The following is a 17,451-nucleotide window of genomic DNA, read 5'->3' as shown; positions in this document are numbered from 1 at the left end:
CTTTTGGGGTGCGGTTCAACGATATCAAAGGGTTTTTTAAGGCTGTTTATTAGCCTACTTAGTTTGTCTAAGACAGCCAAGCTTAGTGGTCGGCACGAACCGCACCGTGCTCGCTCAAAAAGTCCATGATTTCACGCACTTTTTCATCAAGTAAGCCTGCATCGCCACGAGTTTCGATATTTAGGCGAATCAGTGGCTCGGTGTTACTTGAGCGCAGATTAAATCGCCAGTTGCCAAAATCCAAACTTAAGCCATCCAGCGTGTTTTTGCTTGGGCTGTGTGCGCTGTATTTGTCTTCTAGCCCTTGGCTGATGGTGGCGGCGTCCGTTTGTCCAAGCTTGAAATTGAGCTCGCCTGAGCTTGGAAAAGCCGTGATATAGTCATCGACAAGCTCTGCTAAGGATTTGCCCGTCACGGACAATAGTTCAATGAGCAGTAGCCATGGCACCATACCGCTGTCGCAGTAGAAAAATTCTTTGAAATAATGGTGCGCCGACATCTCGCCACCATAGATAGCACCCGTTTCACGCATCACTTGCTTGATGAACGAATGCCCAGATTTGCTCAGTGCGGGTGTGCCTGCCATCTGCTCGATGACATTTTCGGTGTTATAAATCACGCGTGGGTCATAGACGATGGTTTGGTTTGGGTATTTTTGCAAAAATGCCGCTGCCAGCATCCCAACGATATAACTGCCATCAATGAATCTGCCACCCGCATCAAACAAGAAACAACGGTCAAAATCGCCATCGAACGCCACGCCAAAGTCCGCCTTGTGCGCAAGCACGGCATCACGGGTCGATGCTTGGTTGGCGATAATCATTGGGTTTGGGATACCATTTGGGAAACTGCCATCGGGGGTGTGATGTACTTTGATTAGCTCAATCGGTGCGCCTGCTGCCTTTAGGCGTGCTTCGATGGCATCGACCACAGGGCCTGCTGAGCCGTTACCGCTATTGACGATGATTTTTTTGGCGGTGAATTTGGTGGTATCAACAAAGCTCATCAGCTTATCGATGTAGGCAGTTTTGTCTGATTTTTCAATCACTTGCCCTTTTGGAGCGTTGATAAATTCACCACTTTCTGCCAAAGCGCGCACTTCACCAAGCCCTGTATCAGCGCTGATTGGGCGAGAATTTTCACGCACCATTTTTAAGCCATTATAATTAATCGGGTTGTGGCTTGCGGTCACTTCGATACCACCGATGGCATCATAGAAACTGGTGGCAAAATACACTTCTTCGGTGCCTGTCATGCCAAGGTCAATGACATCGACGCCAGCATCGGTGATGCCATCGATGGCGGCGGCTTTTAGGGCGAAGCTTGATGGGCGAATGTCTGCACCGATGACGATGGCAGGCTTGTCGTGGGTGGTGTTCTTTGCCAAAATCTGTGCAAAAGCACGGCCAATGCGATAAGCGATGGACTCGTCGAGATTGACACCAAGCTCGCCACGCACATCATAGGCCTTAAAGCAGTCGATGGTGATTGCAGAATATGTGCTCATAACTTTTCCTAATGAGTAGATGGAATTTTTTGGACTATTGTAGCATGACTTGGGCGGATGCGTGGGCAGATTTGGTAAAGTTTTGCAAAAGTGCTTATCTTTGCATAAGTTTATCAAATTTTGGACTAAGAATTTGGCGGTAAATTGCCAAAAAAATCACTGAAAAAAATCTTGCACTATTGGTCACGCCATCAAATATTGACAGTGGCTCAAATTGTGTGCCGTTACCAAATTAAGGTATTTTAACTAGCAGACCGGTTGTATAATATAGACGATATAATTTATTTAAAATGCCCATTAATCAAACAACTTCTATTTACCAATACAAGCCGTTTGATTTTAGATGGTTTCTAATCCAATCTCCATGACAGGATATACTATGCAATTAACCCACGCCACCAAAATTCAAACCGAAACCATTGATGGTAAAGATATTTCATATATTTTAAAAGCCAATCGAAAGGATATAGCTCATTTGGTTGTGGTTTTTAATGATTACAGACATGGGGGCTGGAGTTTTGGTAATGCAGTTAATTTCTTTAAGTGTAATGTATTGTTAATTGCTGATATTTTTGATGGTCGGCAATCTTGTTATGCAGGTAGTGATGGCAATCTTGATTTTGCTCCAATTGTTGCGCAATTAATTGAAAAAATACTATCCAGACTTAATCTAACAAAAGTGGATTGCACATTATTGGGGGCGTCCAAAGGAGGGTATGCAGCCCTTTATGTGGGGGTTCATTATGGTTTTGGAAATATTGTTTCATCTGCGCCATTTGGGCATTTGGGATCATGGATGGTGAATCATGATCAAGATATTGCACAGCATGTCATGGGTAAGAGCTACACATTGGAACAAGTGCAATATTATGACAAGATGCTTAATCGGGCGATATTGGAAGACGAAAATCGACAAAAAAATATTTACTTTTTTGTATCATTTCACGACTATTTTTATTTGGAATATGGGCAAAAAGAATTATTGAAGGATTTGAAAGAAAATTACCCTAATTTTAATGCTATTTTTACAAATTCCAATCTAGCATTTCAACACAATCAAGTAACAGCATATTTCACCCAAGAAATTTTATCGATTGTCAACTTGTTATCCAATAAGATTGTTCCAAAATTAAACCAATCTGTGATTGATGATATGACATTTGATCAAGCAATCATGTTGCCTGACGTTGTATCAAATGATGCTATATTTGGGCGCAAGGGGCAAATTGATTTATCGGAGCGTCCTATTAATAACATTAGCACTCTGAGAATGCAAGATCATAAACTGCATATAGAGGGTGAAATGTATATCCAAAATTTTAATGCTCCAAATTATAGATTTTTGAATAAAAAACTGTGCTTGCATAACCTTGCATCAGGCAAGCAGTACGTATACCCACTGGGTAGTGTGCCAAAAGGTGAGAATAGCCGAGAGTTATATCAGAATATTTATTTCGATTACAGTGCTTCTGGTGTTGCAACAATGGGACATAATGGGGTTGATTTGTCTGACTTGGATTATGGGGTGTATCAACTCAGAGTATCTGTAACTAAACAAGAAGGGGGGGGTGATTGGCAAAATATTTCATTAACTAAACCTTTAGATGTGAAAAATATTTGCCAAGATGCAGAATATCATCTTGGGCAACGAGATGGTAATATTGTTTTGATCAAAAGGTCAATAATTGGTGTGTTGGATCAAGAGCGTCATTTTGCATTGACTGATAGTTGGTGCAAAGGATCAAACTTTCATTTGGAAGGGGAATTTGTAGTTTGGGGTGCTACGATGCCATCTTTTTATATGGGGCATTATTATTTGGTGGCAAGACATAAAGAAAAAGGTGTGTATTACTCATCAGTTTTAGGGCAGGTGCGTAGTAAAGATTTGTGCAAGCGTTTGGGTGATTTGTATGAAAATTACTTAGCCTGTTATTTTGCCACAATGCATTTTCAAGGCATTGACACAACCCAATGGGAATATGGTGAGTACGAATTATTTGTCAGTTTAAGCCACCATTATGAAATTTTCAGCAAAATGCTAAATCTCAAGCTTGTTGTAACACCGGATGGGTGTAGCTTGAGTTAAATTAATGATGACTTGATGGCGTATCTTTATATTTGTGAATACCAGTTTGTTATTTCAAATCTGACCTAAGTTTATCAATTTTTGGACTAAGAATTTGGCGGTAAATTGTCAAAAAATTTGCTATGCTAATAGCACAATAATCACATCTAGGGAGTTTTTTATGAAAATCGCCAAAAATATCACCGAACTCGTTGGCAACACACCGCTGGTTGAGCTATCAAACCTAACGGCAGGGCTTAAGGCTCGTGTGGTTGCCAAGCTTGAATATTTCAACCCTGCAAGCTCGGTCAAGGACCGTATCGCCCTTGCGATGATTGATGATGCCGAAAAATCAGGTCAACTCACCAAAGACACCATCATCGTCGAAGCGACCAGTGGCAACACAGGCATCGGTCTTGCGCTCATCTGCGCCGCTCGTGGCTATAAGCTTGTCATCACCATGCCTGAGAGTATGAGCCTTGAGCGTCGTGCGCTGCTGCGTGCTTATGGTGCTGAGCTTGTCTTGACACCTGCTGCCGAAGGGATGGGCGGTGCGATTGCCAAAGCCAATGAGCTAGCAGCGCAAGATGGCTACTTTATGCCACGCCAATTTGACAACCTTGCCAATCCGCAAGTGCATCGTGACACCACCGCCCAAGAGATTTGGAACGACACCGATGGACAAGTGGATATCTTGGTCGCAGGCGTGGGTACGGGCGGTACGATTACAGGTGTTGGCGAAGTGTTGAAAGCCAAAAAAGACAGCGTACAAGTCGTTGCCGTCGAGCCACAAGCATCGCCAGTGCTCTCAGGCGGTCAAAAAGGCCCACACCCAATCCAAGGCATCGGTGCAGGCTTTGTGCCAGCAGTGCTAAACACCGAGATTTATGATGAAGTCGTGACTGTTGCCAATGACGATGCCTTTAAGGTAGCTCGTGAATTGGCTGTCAAAGAAGGTCTGCTTGTTGGTATCTCGTCAGGTGCGGCAGTGAAGGCGGCACTGGAGCTAGCGGCTCGTGATGAAAACGCAGGCAAGCTGATTGTGGTGATTATCCCATCATCAGGCGAGCGTTATTTATCGACCGCATTGTTTGCAGATTTGGCACAATAATCCGCCAAGGCAAAACGCTCAAAAAACCATCGATTGTGGTATCATACCCATCGATGGTTTTGTACTTTAAATCACATTTATTCTTGCCCATAGATGATATATGTAGTATCTTCGACTTTGATAGCAATTTGAGAAAATATTTTAAAAAGCTTGCTATCCTCAGGGAGTGAATTTAAGGCACTCTTTTCCTGTTCAACAAGAATTTGCGTATCATCGGGATAATTCAATATTGTGATTTCAAGTGTGATTCTTTGATTTGTGATTTGATTAGTATTTGAATTAATATGACTGATCGCATTTTTATAAGTTTCACATAAATTAAAACTATCGGGTCTGTATTGCACACATGTATCTGGCGATGATGATGGTTTTGCATTAATGATGCAATGTAGTACACTGATATTTGTTTTGTGTTGCAGATCAAATTTCATATTTTACCTCCTAATTGGGTTTATTAGTCGTTTATCTTAACATAAACAAACTGGGTGAAAAAAATTAGTATAAAGGATTTGTCATGACCAAACAAAATCTACCAACATTAACAACCGCTGATACACAAATCGCCCTATCTAGAGTAAGTACCAGTCTATCCATTGCCAATAAACTATTGGCAAATATCGATCCTTTTGAGCAACATTGGCGCTGGTGGAGTGGTCTTACAGAGGAATGGAAGCGGAAGCTAACTCGATCATATCTGGATTGGAATGAGGATATATTGGAGGTTGAGCATGACAAGCAGAGAATGCGAGAGATATTGGATGCTTTGGTTGCCGAAACATCGTTGTTAATTTATGATGCCCCATCTGATATCTCAGAAAGTGCAAGATGCCTGCATTATTTACAAAGTTTGCAAGAATTATGTTTTGCAAATCCCGAAGGTTTTTTAGACTTAAATTTTATTAGAGCCTTACCAAAATTAAAACATCTTGAGCTAGCGGCTTATGTGGGGAGTGGTGCATTTTGGAATGCTTGGGATGTCAAGGATATCTCATGTCTTAACAATTTAAGTCTCTTGGAGAATTTGATTTTTGGTGGTCAAAATCTCTATGATATTAGCCCTTTGGCACAATTGACAAGCCTAAAATCACTTGAATTTACTGCTGAAAATATTTCAGATTTTTCATGTCTTGAAAATCTAAACAATTTGGTTTATTTAAGCGTGGGGTATGCTAAATCTATTTCTTATTTAAATCTTGAAAAGATGCATTATCTTGAAACTTTGGAAATTGAGTTTTGTTCTGACTTTAACTGGGGCGGAGTTATTTTATCGGACTTAGCCAAGCCGGAAGCATTAAATATTCGTGGGAATGGATTGTCAAATCTTGAGCGGCTGTCCAAAATTAACTGTTATAACCTAAAAGAATTTGATTGTAGTTTTAATCATATTTCTGAAATATCTTGCTTACAAGACCTAAGCAGTCTTGAAGTTCTAAAGGCGTTTTCAAATAATATTTCCAATATTCTCCCCTTGAAAAACCTAAAAAATTTAAGATTGCTAAGCTTGGGCAAAAATAATATCACTAATGTTGAAAGCTTGACAGGTTTGGTGGATTTGGAGTTTTTGGATCTTAGGTCAAACCAAATTACCAATGTGACTTCATTGGCAGGACTCACAAAATTAACAGATTTGGTTTTAAATGATAATCCAATCAGTCAATGGCAAATCGATCAACTGAGTGCTTTATTGCCAAATTGCACTATTTATTTTGGCGATTATTATCCGCCAAATGCGATTGAAACAATTATTTTCTATGGTCGAATTTGGAGTGAGGATGCTTAACCATGCAAACTGAAGCACTCTTTTCTAATATCGCCGAACGAATACAAACAGAAATCCAATCTGCCAAGCAAGAGATTTATGTGGCAGTTGCTTGGTTTACTCACCGAGAACTGTTTGCTGCTTTGCTACAAAAAGCACAATCAGGTGTAAAAGTACAACTGATGATTTCCAACGATGACATCAACCAAAATGCCATTGATTTTGAGCAACTCAATTTGGGTAAGTCTGCCATCTATCGGGTTGGCGATGGCAATATGGATTTGATGCATAATAAATTCTGTGTGATTGATGGCTATACAGTGATAACTGGTTCATACAATTGGAGTTATAAGGCTCAAAAGAATCATGAAAATATTATCATTACCAAAGGTGATGATGTGTTGGCGAGGCAATTTATCAATCAATTTGTCGCACTTCGTCAAATGTATTTTGGTTCAATGCAGAATGCACAATCGGTCGATTTTGATTTGAATAAAGTTATTCGGCGGCTAGATATTTTAAAAAATTACATTTTGCTAGAAGACGAAGAGGATATTGCTAGAGAGCAAGATAAGTTGGCAGCATATCAGCATGATGAATTGGATTTGATTATTCAAAGTTTACATGCGCAGCAGTATCATCAGGCAATACAGCTGATTGAAGAGTTCATTCAGAAAAATAAGCAGATCACTTTGTTTGTTGATGCAGAATTGACCGCACTGAAGTTTGAAATTCGAAAGCTAGAGCATCAATTGTTGGCTTATGATACAGAAAAAACTGAACTCGAAAAGTTGCTTTCGGATTTTCACCATGCTCATACAGAAGCACTGGGTGATTGTATTGAGCGCTTGTTATTCCTTAAGAAGCAGTTGGCGAGCAATGAAGAGGAATACCGTGAGGCAGAGCGAGATGAGCGAACTTATCGAGAGCAGGCGATTCTAGAGCGTGAAAAGCAAATTATTCAATTAAGCAATGAAGAAAAAAGAGCATTGAAACAGGCTTATCGCAAAGCCAGCCAAATATGCCATCCCGATAGAGTTGGTGATGAGATGAAAGAGCGAGCCCAAGAAATTTTTGTTGAGCTTAATCGTGCTTATGAGAAAAATGATTTGCAAGCAGTGCAAAATATTTTGAAGCAATTGCAAAACGGTGTCTTTAAAGCTAAATCAGATACAGTCAACCAAAAGGATGAATTGCAAGCTGAGATTGCAACACTAAAGGCAAAAATTGCTCAACTTGAACAGCAAATTTGTGCAATTAAAGATAGTGAAAGCTATCAAGAGATTATGCAAATTGATGATTGGCAGCAATATTTTTCAGAAGTTAAGGTGCAATTACAAGATGAGATTGTACGACTTGAAGAGATGTTATAATACCCATCGATGGTTTTATTTTAGGATAATCACATGACCCCAAGCCGAGACATTGCCGACCTACTCGCCCTGATGGCACGCCTACGATGCGACTGCCCGTGGGATGCCAAGCAGACCAACCAAAGCCTGACACCGTATGTCATCGAAGAAGCTTATGAGCTGGTTGAATCGGTCAATCTGGGCGATATCGATGACATCAAAGGCGAGCTTGGCGATGTGCTGCTACAGGTGGTGTTCCATGCGCATCTGTACCAAGAGCAGGGCAAATTTGATTTTGGTGATGTTATTGAGACGCTAATGACCAAATTAATCCGTCGCCACCCCCATGTCTTTGATAAAGAAAATCTAAAAACTGACGAAGATGTCAAGCGTCGCTGGGATGAGATTAAACAGCTTGAAAATCAAGGCAAACCTGCACGCCGTATCTTGGATGTTAAAGCAGGCAGTAGTCTCATGCAAGCCCAAGACATCCAAAAAACAGCCGCCAAAGTTGGCTTTGATTGGGATCATGTCGATGGTGCGATCGCAAAGCTACATGAAGAGATTGGCGAATTACAAGCCTTGATTCAAGATGCTGATGGTCAATATTTACCGACAGACAAGCTTGACAAATCAAGGCTTCATGATGAAATTGGCGATTGTTTTTTGAGTCTTGTCAATGTCGCTCGCAAGCTTGGCATCAATAGCGAGATGGCGACTTTGGGAGCGGTGGCAAAATTCCGTCGTCGCTTTGGCTTTATCATTGATACACTAGCCAATGATGGCAAAACCGTAGATGATGCCACGCTCGATGAGATGGATCGGCTGTGGGATTTGGCAAAATCACAAGGACTGTGATGAAACACCAAGCGTTATCAATACTGATATTATTAAGTATCACTCATCAGTCATGGTCGGATACAAGCACACCCAAGCAATGCTATCCTGATGCCATCAGTGCTTATCAAGTGCTTGTCAAACAAGAGCGGCAAGCCCAAGCAGGCGTGGTGAATATCAATACCGCAAGTGCGGCAAGCCTTGTCAGCTTATCAGGAATTGGTCATGCCAGTGCGGCGGCGATTATTGAGTATCGAGCTCGGCACGGTCGCTTTGGTTCGGTGGATGAGCTCGCCAAAGTCAAAGGCATTGGCAAGGTAACCATTGATAAAAATCGCCATCGGCTATCGGTGATGGACTGACTTGTCCGTAAAGCCTTATAAACCTTGCCAAACAACCCTAAAAAATCACCACAAGGCATCAAAAGCGACCAAAAGCCATCAAGATGCGCCATTTTACGCCTTTTTTATTCGCTTTTTTGGGTCAAAAGCGTTAAAATAAAGGGTTTAGTAAGATAAGTTGTAGGGGCTACACCCCATCATTCAAGGAGTAGGCATGGGCAGATCGCCTAAAAAGCCAAAACAAAAGAAAATCACTCGCACCACACATTCGGCAAAATCACTGCAATTACAAAAGGGCAGTTTGCCACATAGCATCGTCGAAGTGGTCGGCACACTCAATAAAGCAGGCTTTGAAGCGTATATCGTCGGTGGCGGTGTGCGTGATAGCTTGCTTGGTCTTGCGCCCAAAGATTTTGATGCGGTGACGGATGCTCGCCCCCATGAAATCAAGGCGATTTTTGGCGGTCGATGCCGTATTATCGGGCGTCGTTTTCAGCTTGCCCATGTGTATTCGGGTCGTGAGATGATTGAGGTGGCGACTTTTCGTGCGCCGCCCAAGGATGACACGCACACCACGGATGAGGGCATGATTACCCGAGATAATGTCTGGGGTGATATTGAGCAGGATTTTGCACGCCGAGATTTTAGTATCAATGCCTTGTATTATCAGCCAATCAAGGGCGAAGTGCTGGACTTTTGCGACGCGCTTGATGACATTAACAGTCGCACCCTAAGACTGCTGGGCGATGCCAAAGTGCGTATCGAAGAAGATCCAGTGCGTCTGCTTAGAGCTTTGCGATTCAAGGCAAAATTGGGCTTTGAGTTTGATGATGCGCTTGCCAAGCAGTTTTGTGCGGATAACTGGACACTGCTTGAGCAGGTGTCGGCACATCGTTTGTATGACGAAACCCAAAAGATGTTTGGCGGTGGCTATCTTACGCCATTATTGCCACTCTTGTTTGAGCATGGGGCGATGGGCAGCCTGATGGCATATGCGCCAAATGAGCCGTCAGCACTGATGATGGCGGTAGCGATCAATACCGATCGCCGTGTGGCGGATGGCAAAGGGGTCAATCCTGCGTTCTTTTATGCGGCGCTACTATGGGAAAATTATCTGCACCAATTATCCAAATACAAAAAGCGTGGACTGCCATTTTATGAAGCGCAGCTAAAAGCTGCCGAAAAAACCATCGATGCCCAGCGCATCAAGACCGCGATTCCAAAATTTGCCGAGCAGTTTATCAGTGATATTTGGATACTGCAGCCAAAGCTTGTCAATCCACGCATCAAAGACATCGCCAATCTTGAGCGGTTACCGAAGTTTCGAGCGGCGTTTGATTTTCTGGTATTAAGAGAAAGTCATGACAACCATCCTTTATCCGAGCCGACCAATGGCATGGGTGCATGGTGGCAAGCTTATCAAGAGGCTTCGGCTGCTGACAAAGCTTGGATGATCGAAGACTTTGCCAATGGGGCAAATGCACCCAAACGCGGTCGTCGTCGTGATCGCATGGCAAAAGATGCCAAGAGCCTTGAGCTTGAGCAACTAAAAGAGCTGTCACTGCGTCATGATGATCGACCGATTACCACACGCCCCGAGCCGTTATTTGTGGTGGCAGGTGCGGATGAACTGCTTAAAGCTGATAAGCAAAGCAGCCTGCCGTCGGTGCCTGTGCCCGTGTTTGCCACGGTGAGTTATAGCGATGAAGACTTTGCCAAGCTACTTGCCAATGATGAGCCATATATCCCATCATCTCGCCATCGTAAGCGTAAGCTGTCATCGAGCTTATCCATCCTTGAGCGTGAAGCTGGGCTAAACGAAAGTGATGTGGCAGTACAAGATGATGCGATGGCAGATGTGGTGATGGATGATGTGCCAAAGCGTCGCCCGATTCAGCAGGTGAGCGTGCCCAAGCTACTCATGCAAGATGAAAGCATCAAAAACCACAATAAAGCAAAAACTGCCAAAGCAAGCAAATCTGCCAAAGGTTCAAGTGCTAAAGGTCTAGGCAAGGGTGAGTCCAAAGTCAATCAAGCAGCAGCCAAACGCAGTGCCAAAAAAGTCGCATCAGCCGATGATAATACAGATAAGCCCAAGCGTCGTCGCAGTCGCAAATCCAATGCCAAGCCAAAGGCGGATGAGTGATGGATAACTCGATGACCACTTGCTATATCGGACTTGGGGGCAATATCAGCAATGAGCTTGGCACGCCCACCGAGCATATCCGCCATGCCGTATCCGCCTTTGAGCACAGTGCTGACTTTGCCAATGTCAAGGTGTCATCACTATACACATCCAAGGCGTATGGCGTCACTGACCAGCCTGATTTTGTCAATGCGGTATTGATGGCGGACACACGACTATCGCCATTGGCGCTGCTGGATTTTTGCCAAAGTCTTGAGATGAATGCAGGGCGTGTGCGATTGCGCCGTTGGGGTGAGCGTAGCCTAGATGTCGATGTGCTATTGTATGGCAATGCTGTGATTGACAGTGGGCGATTGATTGTTCCGCACAAGGAGCTGATGCTACGCAATTTTGTGCTGATTCCACTGCTTGAGCTGACGCCTGAATTGATGGTACAAGGGCAAAGATTGGCACAGCTACCTGCCGCCCAAGATTGGCAAGGGCTTGAATTAGCAAAATAAATCACCATCAATACATCAAGTATCACCAACCAAGCCGATGGCTGAATTGGTGATGAGACTTTGATAAAATTTTGCAATTTTGGAATTATAATAATGAGCTATCTTGCCACACCAAGCACCGCACCAGTCACTTTAAGCACACTTAACAAACTCAAGGCCAAAGGCGAGAAATTCTCTTGCCTAACTTGCTATGATGCCAGCTTTGCCCATGCGATGAACCAAGCAGGGATTGAGACCATCTTGGTCGGTGATAGCTTGGGTATGGTGGTACAAGGTCATGACTCAACCCTACCTGTGACGGTGGCAGATATGGCGTATCACACCGCCAATATCGCTCGCGCCAATCGCACGGCGCTGATTTTATGCGATTTGCCATTTTTAAGTTATTCTACTTTATCTGATGCCATCAATAGCAGTCGTGCGGTGATGCAAGCAGGCGCAAATGTCATCAAAATCGAAGGCGGTCGTGAGCTTGCCGATACGGTCAAGGCATTGGCGCAAGCAGGCGTGCCGACCTGTGTGCATTTGGGGTTGACACCACAGCTGGTCAATGTCTTTGGTGGCTATAAGGTGCAGGGCAAGACCGATGAAGCCGCTACCAAGCTACTTGAAGATGTGCAGATTCTACAGCAGGCAGGGGCGGCGATGTTCTTGCTTGAGTGTGTGCCGGCGACACTTGCCAAAGCAGTCACCGAGTCGGTCGCCGTACCGGTCATTGGCATCGGTGCAGGCGTGGATACCGATGGGCAGGTGCTAGTGATGCATGATATGCTGGGTGTCTATACTCGTAAGCCTGCCAAATTTGTCAAAAATTTTATGACAGACAGCACCAACACCACAGGCGATATCACAGGGGCGTTCGCTGCTTATCATCAAGCGGTCAAAAATCAAACCTTCCCAACCGATGAGCATACCTTTTAATCCAATAATCCAATAATGACAACAATAAGGATACGCTGATGCAAATTTTTCATACCATTAATGAGCTACAAGCGGCATTGTCTGCGACACAGGGCAAAATCGCTTTGGTGCCGACGATGGGCAATCTGCACAATGGGCATCTCACCCTTGCCAAAATCGCACGCAACCATGCCGATGTCGTGGTGGTGAGTATTTTTGTCAATCCGACACAGTTTGGCGTGGGCGAAGATTTTGACAGCTATCCACGCACGCTCGATGCCGATGTGGCGGCACTTGATGGCGTGGGCGTGGATTTTGTTTTTGCGCCAAGTGTCGATGAGATGTATCCGACTTATCCGCCAAATGTACAGGTGCTATCGGGTGAGATTACCAAGCTATTGTGTGGCAAATCCCGTCCGACGCACTTTGATGGCGTGGGCTTGGTGGTGAGTAAATTATTCAATATCGTACGTCCTGATGTGGCGGTCTTTGGCAAAAAAGACTACCAACAGCTTGCCATCATCAGACAGCTCAATGATGAGTTGAACTTTGGCATCGACATCATCGGTGCTGACATCGTGCGAGCTGATGATGGCTTGGCGCTGTCATCACGCAATCAGTATCTAAGTGCTGATGAGCGAGCGGTTGCCCCTGTGTTATCACAGACGCTCAAGGCGTTGGCGGATAAGCTTATTCAAGCAAGTATCATTGATTATGATGCCTTGATTGATGATGCCAAAGCGACGCTTAGCCAAGCAGGTTTTGTGGTGGATTATCTAGAAATTTATAACCGCCAATTACAGACCGTCAGCCAAGCGGATAAGGCGTTGGTGATTTTGGTGGCGGCATGGCTTGGCAAGGCACGACTGTTGGATAATCTGGAAGTGGATTTAAGCTAACATGATGGCAGTTTGATAGCTTGTTTGACGCTTTGGCAATTTGAAGTGATTATCGGTCAATTGATGACAAAAAAGGTTTCACATGGAACAGATACAAGACAGCCCAATTTCAATCATCATCGTCTCAGGGCGTAGTGGCTCGGGCAAGACATCGGTGCTTAATATCCTAGAAGATTTTGGCTATTATGTCATTGATAATCTACCGCCATCTTTGCTGTCAGGGGCGGTGGCTCGTTTGACTGATGATACCAATATCCGCAAAATCGGTCTGGGCGTGGATGTGCGTGTGCCGGGGGCGGATTTGTCCAATTTCCCCATGGTGCACGAAGAGCTGATTCGTCAATATGGCGAATCTGCCATCAAAGTGCTGTATGTGACCGCAGATGAGCCTGTGCTGGTGGCACGATTTGGGGCGACACGCCGAGTGCATCCTTTGATGGCAAATGGTGCGGCGGGTAATCTGCCCAAGGCGATTCATAGCGAGATTGTCCTGCTTGAGCCCATCGCCCAGCTTGCCGATATCAAGATTAACACTAGCCTACTCAACACCCATGAGCTCAAAGAGCGTGTGCGTGACCACTTGGGCGTGCAGACGACGGTGACGGTCAATTTACTGTCGTTTGGCTTTAAATATGGCACGCCGATTGATGCCGATTTTGTGTTTGACGTGCGGATTTTGCCAAATCCGCATTGGGACGAAGCACTGCGTGCACAGACGGGTGAAGACGCTGATGTGCAGGCGTTTTTTGGGCAGTATCCAGAAGTGGATGAGATGGCGGATGATATTGCCAAGTTTTTGGACAAGTGGTTGCCAAATTTCTTGCACAACAACCGCCACAGTATCACCATTGCCATCGGCTGCACGGGTGGCAAGCATCGCTCGGTGTATGTCACCCGAGCGGTAGAAGCTAAATTAAATCAAAGCCTGCCAACTTCGATGAAAGTGGTGGCAAAGCACCGTGAAAAACGCTACTGGTGCTGTTAATTTTAAATTGAGAATAGTATGATTGACTGGTCAAAAATGGATATGCGAGTTTCTCGCACCGAAATCAAAAAATCCCACGAACGCTTGCAGGCGCTGGCTTTGCCATTGGCGAACCTTTCTAAGAAACAACAAAAAAATCTGCCAGTCAGCGAGTATTTTTTGGATGAATTGGCGCAATTATCCAGTATCAGCGCCGCCGCTGCCAAAAACCGCCAAATCAAGCGTGTCGGCAAGCTGATTGTCGAAGAAGACCGCCACAGCTTGACAGCGGCATTGTTTGAATGCAAATTCACCCCAGAGCAAATCGCCAAGATTGAGACTTGGTATAGCCGTCTGAATTTATCCGATGAAGCGACGATTAAGCAGTTTGTGAAGCAGTTCAATGCCAGCGAGTTTAATAGCATTTATCAGCTCTTGCTTTGGATTGAATACGCCAAGCACTTGGGTGATGATGAATTATTAGAAGAAAGCTTGGCGGATTTTCATAGCTATGTCAAAGAAGTGGCGATTTTATCGACCTAAACTGATTGGGATGAAGGGTCTAATTCATCCGATGTGACGGCGGTTTTGGTCATGTTTCTGCATTGCATATGCCGTGTCGGATGTTCTTTGTTTTGATAAGTAATCTAACAAGAAACCTAATAAGTAACTTAATAAGTAATAAAGCCACATGAAATTTGGGTTCATGTGGCTTTATTACTTGTCCTGCTTGGGCGATGCCCATCCTTGCTGGTCTATCCTAGATACAGCGGTCATCCTTGTTGGCCTATCCATTTGCCATCTCCTTGCTGTATGCATAGTATCGCAAATTTGCCCGTATAAGCCTAGTGGCAGATGACGGCAATGTGTGTAAGCATTTTCGTACAAGATGCTGATGGGTGTGAAAGGCGTGGTAATGAGCTGATGCTTGTGTATTTGATTACTTTTTGTTATATTGGAAAAAAATTTTTAGAATGAATTGGTCAAATTGCCAAAAAAAGCACAGACTTGCACTGCTACATCAAGCCACACAAGTCCTGCCTTGACCAATACCCACCAACGCCCACCAATGTAAAAAATGCAAAAGGACGACGCATGAACCATACAATTCACACGCCTTTGACTTATCATATCGACACCTTGCCATTGACCGATGCTAAAGCGATGCTAGCATCGTTTGACACGCTGACACCGAGCGACTACAAGGACGGCAGCTATCGCCTGCGTCGTTATTCGGTCTTTGAGTATGACAGACAGGCGCACAAGCTTGTCAAGCAAACCAATACTGCCTTGTCCAAGATGACAGCCTAAATGAGTTTCAGGGTAATGTCGCGCGCCACTATGATGACTTGACCGATGCGACCATCACGGATGCGGATTTTGGGCGGATGATGGCGACTTTTGCCAAAGTGACCAATCTGCCACCGCTTAGCCAAATCGCCGTGCATCAGATGCGTATTCTTGCCAAGGATGCGGATAATAACGCCGTCGCCACGCCCGAAGGCATCCACCAAGATGGCTTTGATTATGTGGGGGTATTCACGATGGCACGTCACAATGTCACCGGTGGCGAGCTGTTTATTTGGCAAAATAAAACCGATGATGCGCCGATGGCGATGCTTGACCCATCCGCAGGGGATTTTTGTGTGATTAATGACAAGCAGCTGTGGCACAGTGCTGGCGATGTTGCACCCAAGCAATCGGGGCAAGGCTATTGGGATTTGTTCGTCTTGACGGCACGCGATGAGTCTGTAAAATAGCCTAAATCACTCACAAAAGGATAGTATCATGTATGATGTTGCGTGTATCCGTCAAGGGTTCTTGGGGCTTGGCATGGTGGATGAAAAAGGACAATTGCCCCTGCTGTTTGATGGCCCCGGTGGTAGTCAGCTGCCAAAGGTCGTCGTCGATCAGATGGCAAATTATCTGTATCATTTTAATAGTAATTTGGGCGGCTTTGCGCACGCAGGACGAGTGACGGCGCAGACCAATGAAAAGGCGCGCCAAAAGGTGGCAACTTGGCTCAATTGCTCAAGTGATGCGGTGTTTTTTGGGCTCAATGCCACAAGCTTGATGTTCCATGTGTCACGGACGCTGTCGCAAGATTGGCAGGCGGGCGATAATATTGTACTAAGCTGTATGGATCATTTTTCGCATGTGTCATCTTGGCAGACGGCCGCCGAAGATCGTGGCGTGACGGTGCGTAAGATACCGCTTGTGGCAGATGGCAGTGCGCTCGATTTGTCAGTGCTGGATCAGCTGATCGATGAGCGGACTCGCTTGGTGGCGGTGTCTTTGGCATCCAATGTGCTTGGTACTAAGACGGATATTGCACCCATCATCACCAAGGCGCACAGCGTCGGTGCGATCGTCAGTGTCGATGCGGTGCACGCCATCGTGCATGAGCTTATCGATGTGACGGCGATGGAGTGTGATGTGCTGTTTGCATCGGCGTACAAGATTGGGGCGGCACGACTGGGTATCGGCTATATGAAGCCGTCATTGATGAGTCGAAGTCGCTTTTATAAGGTAGAGCCGGCGACCGATGCACTACCTAATGCATGGGAGCAGGGCACGCAGTCGTTTGAAGCGCAAGCATCCATCGTGGCACTGCTTGAGTACTGGGCGACTTTGTCAGGTGATGATGTAGGTGATGACAGGACTCGCCTAGCACAGGCGTATCAGCGCGTCATGGCGCATGAGAATGGTCTTGGGCAGGTATTTTTGCAGGCGGTGGGTGAGCGAGATTATATCAAGCTGTATGGCAAGGCGGATACCGCTCAGCGTACGCCGACTTTTGCTTTTAATCTGATAAAAGATGGGCAACTCATCGACCCAAAACAAGTCAGTCAGTGGCTTGGCGAGCGTAATGTCGCACTGCCGTGTGGTAATTTTTATGCGCTGGATGTGGTGCGACAGTTGGGCTTGGTTGAGACTGGGTTTTTGCGTGTGGGATTTTTGCATTATAGCACGGTGGATGAGATTCACCGTCTATTTGAGCTACTCGATGAATTTGTGGCGACACACTAGACGCACTTGATGCCAAATAAAAAAAGCTCAAACCTGATGG

Annotated in this window: 16 protein-coding genes and 1 pseudogene; 15 read left to right on the top strand and 2 right to left on the bottom strand. The window is 44.9% G+C overall.

Annotation, left to right across the window (positions count from 1 at the left end; translation table 11 throughout):
- Window positions 1-82: 82 nt before the first annotated feature.
- Window positions 83-1,507: a phosphohexomutase domain-containing protein gene (locus B0680_RS08830; protein WP_078254735.1), complete on the bottom strand. Its 1,425-nt coding sequence runs from the start codon at window positions 1,505-1,507 to the stop codon at window positions 83-85.
- Window positions 1,508-1,886: 379 nt separating this feature from the next.
- Between B0680_RS08830 and B0680_RS08825 the strand changes: the two genes are divergently transcribed.
- Together B0680_RS08825 and cysK are read left to right on the top strand one after the other, a co-directional pair.
- Entirely contained in the window at window positions 1,887-3,593 is a 1,707-nt protein-coding gene (locus B0680_RS08825) for an alpha/beta hydrolase family protein (RefSeq protein WP_078254734.1), read from the top strand.
- 160 nt (window positions 3,594-3,753) lie between these two features.
- Window positions 3,754-4,683 (top strand): cysteine synthase A, encoded by a 930-nt coding sequence (cysK, locus tag B0680_RS08820; protein ID WP_078254733.1) that lies wholly within the window; start codon window positions 3,754-3,756, stop codon window positions 4,681-4,683.
- A 77-nt stretch (window positions 4,684-4,760) separates the two neighbouring features.
- Here cysK and B0680_RS08815 read toward each other — a convergent pair whose 3' ends face one another.
- Window positions 4,761-5,114, bottom strand: a complete 354-nt coding sequence (locus B0680_RS08815) for a hypothetical protein (protein WP_078254732.1) — start codon at window positions 5,112-5,114, stop codon at window positions 4,761-4,763.
- An 83-nt stretch (window positions 5,115-5,197) separates the two neighbouring features.
- Here B0680_RS08815 and B0680_RS08810 point away from each other — a divergent pair, with 83 nt between their 5' ends.
- The 13 genes and pseudogenes from B0680_RS08810 (at window position 5,198) to B0680_RS08750 (ending at window position 17,411) form a co-directional block, all read left to right on the top strand.
- Window positions 5,198-6,463: a leucine-rich repeat domain-containing protein gene (locus tag B0680_RS08810; protein WP_078254731.1), complete on the top strand. Its 1,266-nt coding sequence runs from the start codon at window positions 5,198-5,200 to the stop codon at window positions 6,461-6,463.
- Between the two features lie 2 nt (window positions 6,464-6,465).
- Window positions 6,466-7,815 carry a phospholipase D-like domain-containing protein gene (locus tag B0680_RS08805; RefSeq protein ID WP_078254730.1) on the top strand — a complete coding sequence of 450 codons (1,350 nt, stop codon included), beginning with the start codon at window positions 6,466-6,468 and terminating at the stop codon, window positions 7,813-7,815.
- 33 nt (window positions 7,816-7,848) lie between these two features.
- On the top strand, window positions 7,849-8,652 hold the full coding sequence (gene mazG / locus B0680_RS08800; RefSeq protein WP_078254729.1) for a nucleoside triphosphate pyrophosphohydrolase: 804 nt from the start codon (window positions 7,849-7,851) through the stop codon (window positions 8,650-8,652).
- Window positions 8,652-8,993, top strand: a complete 342-nt coding sequence (locus tag B0680_RS08795) for a ComEA family DNA-binding protein (protein WP_078254728.1) — start codon at window positions 8,652-8,654, stop codon at window positions 8,991-8,993. Before mazG ends, B0680_RS08795 begins: the two co-directional genes overlap by 1 nt.
- Window positions 8,994-9,186: 193 nt before the next feature.
- Entirely contained in the window at window positions 9,187-11,118 is a 1,932-nt protein-coding gene (pcnB, locus tag B0680_RS08790) for a polynucleotide adenylyltransferase PcnB (RefSeq protein WP_228143786.1), read from the top strand.
- A gap of 11 nt (window positions 11,119-11,129) precedes the next feature.
- Entirely contained in the window at window positions 11,130-11,618 is a 489-nt protein-coding gene (folK, locus tag B0680_RS08785; protein ID WP_078254736.1) for a 2-amino-4-hydroxy-6-hydroxymethyldihydropteridine diphosphokinase, read from the top strand.
- A gap of 93 nt (window positions 11,619-11,711) precedes the next feature.
- The gene (gene panB / locus B0680_RS08780) at window positions 11,712-12,539 is read left to right on the top strand and encodes a 3-methyl-2-oxobutanoate hydroxymethyltransferase (protein ID WP_078254727.1); all 828 of its coding nucleotides are present in this window, start codon (window positions 11,712-11,714) and stop codon (window positions 12,537-12,539) included.
- 38 nt (window positions 12,540-12,577) lie between these two features.
- A complete protein-coding gene (panC, locus tag B0680_RS08775; RefSeq protein ID WP_078254726.1) occupies window positions 12,578-13,417 on the top strand; it encodes a pantoate--beta-alanine ligase in 840 nt (279 codons plus the stop codon).
- An 82-nt stretch (window positions 13,418-13,499) separates the two neighbouring features.
- Window positions 13,500-14,402, top strand: coding sequence for an RNase adapter RapZ (rapZ, locus tag B0680_RS08770; RefSeq protein ID WP_078254725.1), 903 nt, complete (start codon window positions 13,500-13,502; stop codon window positions 14,400-14,402).
- Window positions 14,403-14,420: 18 nt separating this feature from the next.
- Entirely contained in the window at window positions 14,421-14,924 is a 504-nt protein-coding gene (yjgA, locus tag B0680_RS08765; RefSeq protein ID WP_078254724.1) for a ribosome biogenesis factor YjgA, read from the top strand.
- 552 nt (window positions 14,925-15,476) lie between these two features.
- On the top strand, window positions 15,477-15,692 hold the full coding sequence (locus B0680_RS08760; RefSeq protein WP_078254723.1) for a hypothetical protein: 216 nt from the start codon (window positions 15,477-15,479) through the stop codon (window positions 15,690-15,692).
- Between the two features lie 26 nt (window positions 15,693-15,718).
- Window positions 15,719-16,141 (top strand): annotated as a pseudogene (locus tag B0680_RS08755) (2OG-Fe dioxygenase family protein); the annotation flags it as partial.
- A 28-nt stretch (window positions 16,142-16,169) separates the two neighbouring features.
- Window positions 16,170-17,411: a cysteine desulfurase-like protein gene (locus B0680_RS08750; RefSeq protein ID WP_078254721.1), complete on the top strand. Its 1,242-nt coding sequence runs from the start codon at window positions 16,170-16,172 to the stop codon at window positions 17,409-17,411.
- Window positions 17,412-17,451: the final 40 nt, after the last annotated feature.

The sequence above is a fragment of the Moraxella pluranimalium genome (assembly GCF_002014825.1).
GTDB lineage: Bacteria > Pseudomonadota > Gammaproteobacteria > Pseudomonadales > Moraxellaceae > Moraxella > Moraxella pluranimalium.
Note: the sequence above shows the minus strand (reverse complement) of the source record. Positions and strands in the feature narration are given on the sequence as shown.

Coding starts and splice junctions, on each gene's coding strand:
- B0680_RS08830 (WP_078254735.1), bottom strand. CDS start 1,507: ATGAGCACATATTCTGCAATCACCATCGACTGCTTTAAGGCCTATGAT.
- B0680_RS08825 (WP_078254734.1), top strand. CDS start 1,887: ATGCAATTAACCCACGCCACCAAAATTCAAACCGAAACCATTGATGGT.
- cysK (WP_078254733.1), top strand. CDS start 3,754: ATGAAAATCGCCAAAAATATCACCGAACTCGTTGGCAACACACCGCTG.
- B0680_RS08815 (WP_078254732.1), bottom strand. CDS start 5,114: ATGAAATTTGATCTGCAACACAAAACAAATATCAGTGTACTACATTGC.
- B0680_RS08810 (WP_078254731.1), top strand. CDS start 5,198: ATGACCAAACAAAATCTACCAACATTAACAACCGCTGATACACAAATC.
- B0680_RS08805 (WP_078254730.1), top strand. CDS start 6,466: ATGCAAACTGAAGCACTCTTTTCTAATATCGCCGAACGAATACAAACA.
- mazG (WP_078254729.1), top strand. CDS start 7,849: ATGACCCCAAGCCGAGACATTGCCGACCTACTCGCCCTGATGGCACGC.
- B0680_RS08795 (WP_078254728.1), top strand. CDS start 8,652: ATGAAACACCAAGCGTTATCAATACTGATATTATTAAGTATCACTCAT.
- pcnB (WP_228143786.1), top strand. CDS start 9,187: ATGGGCAGATCGCCTAAAAAGCCAAAACAAAAGAAAATCACTCGCACC.
- folK (WP_078254736.1), top strand. CDS start 11,130: ATGACCACTTGCTATATCGGACTTGGGGGCAATATCAGCAATGAGCTT.
- panB (WP_078254727.1), top strand. CDS start 11,712: ATGAGCTATCTTGCCACACCAAGCACCGCACCAGTCACTTTAAGCACA.
- panC (WP_078254726.1), top strand. CDS start 12,578: ATGCAAATTTTTCATACCATTAATGAGCTACAAGCGGCATTGTCTGCG.
- rapZ (WP_078254725.1), top strand. CDS start 13,500: ATGGAACAGATACAAGACAGCCCAATTTCAATCATCATCGTCTCAGGG.
- yjgA (WP_078254724.1), top strand. CDS start 14,421: ATGATTGACTGGTCAAAAATGGATATGCGAGTTTCTCGCACCGAAATC.
- B0680_RS08760 (WP_078254723.1), top strand. CDS start 15,477: ATGAACCATACAATTCACACGCCTTTGACTTATCATATCGACACCTTG.
- B0680_RS08750 (WP_078254721.1), top strand. CDS start 16,170: ATGTATGATGTTGCGTGTATCCGTCAAGGGTTCTTGGGGCTTGGCATG.